Source organism: Streptomyces griseus (genome assembly GCF_001715295.1).
Classification (GTDB): Bacteria; Actinomycetota; Actinomycetes; order Streptomycetales; family Streptomycetaceae; genus Streptomyces; species Streptomyces griseus_G.
In genome coordinates this window covers 299,042-306,274 of the sequence record NZ_MDKB01000006.1, presented here as the reverse complement: position 1 = coordinate 306,274, position 7,233 = coordinate 299,042, and the positions used below count along the sequence as shown (strand labels likewise).

General features: G+C 71.2%; 8 protein-coding genes. All 8 read left to right on the top strand.

The features are described from left to right. Positions 1 to 264 precede the first annotated feature (264 nt). A complete protein-coding gene (locus tag BA175_RS29050; protein ID WP_069174544.1) occupies positions 265 to 909 on the top strand; it encodes an HAD family hydrolase in 645 nt (214 codons plus the stop codon). A 42-nt stretch (positions 910 to 951) separates the two neighbouring features. Further along, on the top strand, positions 952 to 2,163 hold the full coding sequence (locus tag BA175_RS29045; protein ID WP_069174543.1) for an MFS transporter: 1,212 nt from the start codon (positions 952 to 954) through the stop codon (positions 2,161 to 2,163). Beyond that, positions 2,132 to 3,304 (top strand): acetoin utilization protein AcuC, encoded by a 1,173-nt coding sequence (locus BA175_RS29040; RefSeq protein WP_069174566.1) that lies wholly within the window; start codon positions 2,132 to 2,134, stop codon positions 3,302 to 3,304. The genes BA175_RS29045 and BA175_RS29040 overlap by 32 nt, the downstream gene beginning before the upstream one ends. Before the next feature lie 145 nt (positions 3,305 to 3,449). Continuing rightward, positions 3,450 to 4,265, top strand: coding sequence for a phosphatase (locus tag BA175_RS29035; protein WP_069174565.1), 816 nt, complete (start codon positions 3,450 to 3,452; stop codon positions 4,263 to 4,265). A gap of 128 nt (positions 4,266 to 4,393) precedes the next feature. After that, positions 4,394 to 4,606 (top strand): helix-turn-helix domain-containing protein, encoded by a 213-nt coding sequence (locus BA175_RS29030; RefSeq protein WP_069174542.1) that lies wholly within the window; start codon positions 4,394 to 4,396, stop codon positions 4,604 to 4,606. Positions 4,607 to 4,716: 110 nt separating this feature from the next. Then, entirely contained in the window at positions 4,717 to 4,815 is a 99-nt protein-coding gene (locus tag BA175_RS30305) for a 30S ribosomal protein bS22 (RefSeq protein ID WP_003948845.1), read from the top strand. A gap of 319 nt (positions 4,816 to 5,134) precedes the next feature. Then, positions 5,135 to 6,205 (top strand): NAD-dependent epimerase/dehydratase family protein, encoded by a 1,071-nt coding sequence (locus BA175_RS29025; RefSeq protein WP_069174541.1) that lies wholly within the window; start codon positions 5,135 to 5,137, stop codon positions 6,203 to 6,205. A 16-nt stretch (positions 6,206 to 6,221) separates the two neighbouring features. Further along, positions 6,222 to 7,233, top strand: a 1,012-nt coding sequence (locus BA175_RS29020) for a lysophospholipid acyltransferase family protein (protein WP_069174564.1), incomplete at its 3' end; no start/stop codon positions are given.

Below are 7,233 nucleotides of genomic sequence, written 5' to 3'. Positions count from 1 at the left end.
CAGGGGGGACCCTGTGGGAGAGTAGGACGCCGCCGAACAATTTTTCCGGGAAAGCCCCGTGCCGTTGGCACGGGGCTTTTCTGCGTTCCGGGCGTCCACAGGCCGTCCCGTCCTCCCGATGGATCGGTGCTCCGCGCACCGATCCATCGGGAGGACGGGACATCCGCATTCTGAACGTATGAAGATGTCGGACAACGCGGCCAGGTGCCGTAGTTGCGGTCGCGCGCCCGCCGGGAGCCGCGGTACAGCCCGTAGGGTCGAACCATGCGCTACGAACTCGTCATCTTCGACAACGACGGTGTGCTCGTCGACAGCGAGCCGCTCTCCAACACCGTCCTCGCCGGCTATCTCACCGAGCTCGGACACCCCACGTCGTACGAGGAGTCGATCCGCGACTACATGGGGTCCGCCGTCCACCGGGTGCACGACCTGGTCGAGGAGCGGACCGGCCAGAAGCTTCCCGACGATTTCGACGAGGAGCTCCACCGGCGCACCCTCGCCGCCTTCCAGGACGAACTGGTCGTCGTCGAAGGTGTCGAGAAGCTCCTCGGCACCCTGGTCGCCGACGGGGTCGCCTACTGCGTCGCCTCGTCCGGCAGTCACCGGAAGATCGCGGCCGGCCACCGCAGAACCGGCCTCGACCAGTGGTTCGAGGACGAGTGGATCTTCAGCTCGGAGGATGTCGGGCGCGGCAAGCCGGCCCCCGACCTCTTCCTGCACGCCGCCGCCGCGATGGGCGTCGCCCCCGACCGGTGCGCCGTCATCGAGGACAGCCCGCTCGGCGTGGAGGCCGCCCGCGCTGCGGGGATGGACGTGTACGGATTCACCTCGATGATGCCGGCGGACCGCCTCCCCGGAGTGACCAGGCACTTCTCCGACATGTCGCAGCTTCCCGAACTGCTTGCCTGACCGATCTACCCAGCGGTAGCGCGTGGCTCTACGCTCGCCGCCATGACGGATGCGCGGTTGCGTTACGGCAGAGGCTCCCTGGCCCTCAGCTTCCTGGTGCAAGGAGTGGCCTTCGCGCTGCTCGTGACACGCATCCCAGCCATCCAGGACCGGTACGGGATATCCGACGGCCTGCTGCCCGTCTTCCTGGCCGCGGTGCCGGTCCTCGCGGGGACCGCCAGCGTCGCCACCGAGAAGCTCGTCGCAGGGGTCCGCCCCGGGACCGTGCTCAGGTGGGCGCAGCCCGTCGTACTGCTGGCGCTCCTCGGCGTCGGTGCCGGCAGCGAGATGTGGCAGGCCGCCGTCGCGCTCGGGGTGTTCGGGCTGGCCGTCGGGGCGCTGGACGCCTCGATGAACATGATGGGCGTCAGTCTTCAGCGGGCGTACGGCCGGAGCATCATGCTCGGGTTCCACGCCGCGTACAGCCTCGGCGGGATCGCGGGTGCGTCGATGGCGTGGGCGGGCGCCCACGGGGACCTGCCGCTGCTCGTCTCCTACCTGCCGGCCGTACTGGTGCTGCTGCCCGCGGCGCTCCTGGGGAGCCGGTGGTACACGGACGGCCGGGAGCTCACGGCTGAGGGGCCCCATGAGGCGACGGGGGCCGGCGCGGGGGCCTCCGTCCCCTTCAGGATGCTGCTGCCGCTCTGCCTGGTGATGGCGTTCGCGTACATCGGGGACTCCACGGTCTCCAACTGGAGCGCGAAGTACCTCCAGGACGTGCTGGGCAGTTCGGAGCAGCTGGCGACCGTCCCCTACAACGTCTACATGGTGACCACGCTGCTGGGGCGGGCCGTCGGGGACCTCGGGGTGCGGCGGTTCGGGGCGGTGGCCGTCGTACGGGGCGGGAGCGTCCTGGCGGCCTCGGGGTTCGCGGTGGTCGCCGTCGCGCCGGGGGCCTGGTGGGGGATGCTCGGGTTCACCCTGCTCGGGCTCGGGCTCTGTGTGATCGTGCCGCAGACGTTCGCCGCCGCGGGGCGCATGTTCCCCGGTGCGAGCGATGTGGCCGTCGCCCGACTCAACGTCTTCAACTACGTGGGATTCCTGGTCGGGTCGCCGTTGGTGGGGGCGCTCGGTGACGCGTGGAGCTACCGGGGCGCGATGGCCGTGCCGATGGCGCTGGTTCTCGCGACGCTCCTGTACGCCAGGTCGTTCGGCGGGGAGTCCGCCCGATACGGTGGCGGGCATGAGCGGGCGCGCGCGGCTGATGTGGGATGAGGCAGTAACGGGGTACGACTTCGGGGCCGGTCATCCCATGGACCCCGTCAGGCTGGCCCTGACGATGGAGCTTGTACGGGCGTTCGGACTCGACGGCGCGGTGGACGTGCGGTCGGCCCAGGCCGCGGGGGAGTCCACACTGCGGCTGGTGCACCGCGAGGACTACGTCGCCGCCGTCCGGGAGGCTTCCGCGGAGCCGCGGGCCGCCGACCAGGCGTACGGACTCGGGACGGTCGACGATCCCGCGTTCGCCGGGATGCACGAGGCGTCGGCGCTCATCTCGGGGCTCTCGGTGGGGGCCGCGGAAGCGGTGTGGCGCGGGGAGACCGCGCACGCCGTGAACTTCACGGGCGGACTGCACCACGCGATGCCCGGCGGCGCCTCGGGCTTCTGCATCTACAACGACCCGGCGCTCGCCATCGCCCGCCTCCTGGAGCTGGGGGCGGAGAGGGTGGCGTACGTCGATGTGGACGTCCACCACGGGGACGGCGTGCAGGCGGCGTTCTGGGAGGACCCGCGGGTCCTGACCGTCTCCCTGCACGAGCACCCGCGCACGCTGTTCCCGCAGACCGGCTGGCCGGAGGAGACCGGCTCCGGGGCGGGCGAGGGCGGGGCGGTGAACGTGGCGCTGCCGGCCGGTACGGGGGACGCGGGGTGGCTGCGGGCCTTCCACGCGGTGGTGCCGGAACTACTGGCGGACTTCCGGCCGCAGGTGCTGGTGACCCAGCACGGCGCCGACACGCACGTCGAGGACCCGTTGGCCCACCTCGCCGTGTCCCTGGACGCGCAGCGCGCCGTCATGACGGCCTGTCACGACCTCGCCCACTCCTTCGCGCAGGACGGGCGCTGGGTGGCGCTGGGCGGCGGCGGTTACGCGGTGGTGGACGTGGTGCCCCGGTCGTGGACCCATCTGGTGGGCATCGCCGCGCACGCGCCGGTGGACCCCGAGTCGGTGGTCCCGTCCTCGTGGCGGGACGAGGTCTACGCCCGTACGCGGCAGTTGGGGCCGGGCCGGATGACGGACGGCCTTACGCCGTCGTGGCAGGCGTGGGAGGACGGGTACGACCCCGCGGACCGGCTGGACCAGGCGGTGCTGGCGACCAGGCGCTCGGCGTTCCCGCTGCGGGGGCTGCTCCCCTGAGGGAGGCCGTCGCACGGGCGGACCGGTGCGGATGGCTCCCGCCCGAGTGGGGCCGCGGCCCCGCGCGCAAGTCCGGTTAGCCCAACGGTGGGGGTCTTCCACGGTTCCCGTGCCCGGCGGGCCCCGCTGCGGCACCATCGGGCGGGTGTTGAGCACCGGAGCGCTGCGCGCTCATCTGCTGGCGGCCCGGCTGGCCGGGCCCGTTGCCACCTCGCGGGAGAAAAGCCTGCGGAGCTATCGGCTCTTCGCCGCGCGGGATCCGCGGGTGACGCTGGGGCTCCATCCCGACCGGGCCTGGGGGGAGGGGGACCTGCTGCGGCTGATGGCCGACAGGTGCGGGGTCTCGGCCGACCCCGGTCACGTGTCCGGGCCCGATGTGATCGACCCGGAGCGGACCCTGGCCGCTCTGGATGCCTTCGCGGAACGGCTGGCGAGCGCCGCGCGGAGGCGGGCCCCCGTCCTCCTGGGGACAGGGCACCCGCACCGGCTGCTCGGGTTCTACGCCGGACTGGCAGACGCCCTCTCGGCGGCGGGATGTACCGTCCTCACCCCCGCGCAGGGGCGATGTGTCGACATAACGACCCGGTTCGGCGTACGCACGTACCACCTCGACTACGTACGGGGAGTCGCGCTGGTGCGCGAACCGGGCGTGCGGGGCCCGGGGAGTGACACCGGCGCACATACCCATTCACCGCTGCCGGTCCGGGCTGTGCTGGAGCGGCTCGCCGAGACGCGGGAGGTGCTGCCCGAGTTGGTGATCGGGGACCACGGGTGGGTCTGCGGGGCAGGTCAACTGGGCATCGAGGCCATCGGTCCGGCCGACACGGACGACCCCGCGCTCTTCGTGGGGGAGGCCGAGGGGCGGGTGTCCGTGGCCGTTCCCGTGGACGACGGTGTGCGCGCGGAGTACTACCGGCCCCTCGTTCGGTATGTGCTCAATAGGGCGCATCTGTCATGGTAGGCGGCCGATCGTCTCACCTCTTCCCCACTCGCATCACCCGCACCTAATCTGGGGAGTGAGCGCACAACGACGAAGAGTCACCGGAGGGGAAGCCGGTGCGCGTCTCGTGCGGAAGGTACAGGTGGGTCATGGCTGCTGGCAGCGAGAGGCCTCTCAACGAGGTCAAGTTTCTGACCGTGGCGGAAGTCGCCTCGGTCATGAGGGTGTCGAAGATGACCGTGTACCGCTTGGTGCACAGCGGTCATCTGCCGGCGATCAGGGTGGGAAGGTCCTTCCGGGTCCCGGAGCAAGCGGTTCACGAGTATCTCCGCGACTCCCTCGTGGGGGTGGAGTCGGCCTGACGCCGCCCTCGGATTACGTCCCTCACCCGGTGGCGGGTAGGCTAGGCCGACGTAGGTCGTGTGGGCCCAGACGCCCCGCACCAGTGAAGAAGAAGTGAGCGAGGGTAGTCGTGGGCTCTGTTATCAAGAAGCGGCGCAAGCGGATGGCCAAGAAGAAGCACCGCAAGCTGCTCAAGCGCACGCGCGTTCAGCGTCGCAACAAGAAGTAAGCGAACGCGGTTCGTGAGTTCGAGGCCCTCCCGCCGTCCTGGTGGGAGGGCCTCGGCGTTTCTCCGGCGGGGTGCCACGAGGTCGTCCACGGAGCCGGCGACCGGCCCTGTCGCCGGGGTGCCCGCAGGTTCTTCGCCCGGCACGCACGGTTCCCGCCCGCCCGTCCTCCTCCTCCTCCTCCTCCTCCGGCGTCGGTGTGTTTCCCGCCATCGGTTCGGTAAAGCCGGTCATGGGGCCGTCACAGGCCGGTGCCCAGCGGCTACGGTGACGGCCAGGGGAAGACCCCGATCGAGGAACGACCGACGGAAGGCGCTGATCTTGGGGAAGATCGTGCTCGTCACAGGCGCGGCCCGGCAGCTGGCAGGCCGCTTCGTCCGGCGTGTCCAGCGCGATCCCGGGGTGGACCGGGTGATCGCCGTCGACGCGGTCGCACCCGGGCACCGGCTGGGTGACGCCACGTTCGTCATGGCGGACATCCGGCAGCCCGCGATCGCCAGGGTCCTGGCCGAGCACTCCGTCGACACCGTCGTCCATCTGGACGTCTCCGCCAGGGTGCTCGGCGCGGGCGGCCGGACGACGGTCAAGGAGACCAACGTCATCGGCACCATGCAGTTGCTCGGTGCGTGCCAGAAATCCCCGACCGTCCAGCGGCTCGTGGTGAAGTCCACGACGAGTGTCTACGGCTCCGCGCCCAGGGATCCCGCGGTCTTCACCGAGACGACCCCGCCCAAGTCCCTGCCCAGCGGCGGCTTCGCGAAGGACGCCGTGGAGGTCGAGGGATACGTGCGCGGCTTCGCGCGCCGCAGGCCGGACGTGGCCGTGTGTGTCCTCCGGTTCGCGAACATCCTGGGCCCCCGACCGGATTCGCCGCTGGCCGACTACCTGTCACTGCCGGTCCTGCCGACGGTCTTCGGCTACGACCCCAGGCTCCAGTTCATCCACGAGGACGACGTCGTCGACGTCCTGGAGATCGCGTCCCGTGAGCCACGGCGGGGGACGCTGAACAGCGGCACGTTCAACATCGCCGGGGACGGGGTGCTGCTGCTCTCCCAGTGCTCGCGGCGGCTCGGCCGCCCGACCGTACCGGTTCCGCTGCCCGCCGTCACCTGGGTGGGATCGGCGTTCCGTACGATCGGGATGACCGACTTCTCGCCCGAGCAGATCCGGCTGCTCACCCACGGCAGGGTCGTCTCGACCGTCCAGATGCGCGAAACGCTGGGTTTCCGGCCGGCGTTCACCACTGCGGAAACGTTCACGGAGTTCGCGCGGAGCCGGGGCCCCGGGCTGCTGCCCCCGGAGAGGATGAGCAGAGCCGTCGGCCGGCTGGCCGGGCTCCCGCTCGCCGGGAGCGCGGCCGACACGACACATTCGACTGACGGCGCCAGGTAGAGGAGCGCGACCGACGATGGCGGACGCCAAGGTGATTCCGTTCGACGACGACCGTTCACGCGCGGGGACGGGGCGGCGCAGAGGTGCGCTGCCGGGCACCGGCCGGGACCGGACGCCCGCGCAGACGGGTACGGCGCCCGTCAGCGCCCTCCCGGGCGGCCAGGTGCCGGAGGGCGACGCCGTCCGGGCGGCGGCGCCCCAGGAGCCGCAGGAGGGCTCCGGACCCGGGGGATGGGAGCGGCGGATCGCGGGCGGGCTCGCGTTCCTGCGGCGGCGGGTCACGGGTGACTACGGCGTCGACGAGTTCGGCTACGACAAGGACCTGACCGACCAGGTCCTCATGTCGGTGCTGCGGCCGCTTGCGGACACGTACTTCCGGGTCGAGGTCAAGGGTGTCGAGAACATCCCGTCGGACGGTGGGGCGCTCGTCGTGGCCAACCACTCGGGGACCCTGCCGCTGGACGGGCTGATGCTCCAGGTCGCGGTGCACGACCACCACCCGGCGGAGCGGCACCTGCGGCTGCTGGCGGCGGATCTGGTCTTCATGCTCCCGGTGGTCAACGAGCTTGCCAGGAAGGCCGGTCACACGCTGGCGTGCACGGAGGACGCGGAACGGCTGCTGCAGCGCGGCGAGGTGGTCGGTGTGATGCCGGAGGGCTTCAAGGGCCTCGGCAAGCCGTTCGGGGAGCGGTACAAGCTCCAGCGTTTCGGGCGGGGCGGCTTCGTGTCCACGGCGCTGCGGGCCGGGGTGCCGATCGTGCCGTGCTCGATCGTGGGCGCGGAGGAGATCTACCCGATGATCGGCAACTCGAAGACGCTGGCGCGGGTGCTGGGGGTCCCCTACTTCCCGATCACGCCGACGTTCCCGTGGCTGGGCCCGCTGGGCGCGGTGCCGTTGCCGACGAAGTGGACGATCCAGTTCGGTGAGCCGATCGAGACGGACGGCTATCCGCCGGAGGCGGCGGAGGACCCGATGCTGATGTTCAACCTGACCGACCAGGTGCGGGAGCAGATCCAGCACACGCTGT

What these genes read in the sequence shown, in the direction of transcription:
- BA175_RS29050 (WP_069174544.1), top strand. Translation starts at nt 265, where the DNA reads ATGCGCTACGAACTCGTCATCTTCGACAACGACGGTGTGCTCGTCGAC.
- BA175_RS29045 (WP_069174543.1), top strand. Translation starts at nt 952, where the DNA reads ATGACGGATGCGCGGTTGCGTTACGGCAGAGGCTCCCTGGCCCTCAGC.
- BA175_RS29040 (WP_069174566.1), top strand. Translation starts at nt 2,132, where the DNA reads ATGAGCGGGCGCGCGCGGCTGATGTGGGATGAGGCAGTAACGGGGTAC.
- BA175_RS29030 (WP_069174542.1), top strand. Translation starts at nt 4,394, where the DNA reads ATGGCTGCTGGCAGCGAGAGGCCTCTCAACGAGGTCAAGTTTCTGACC.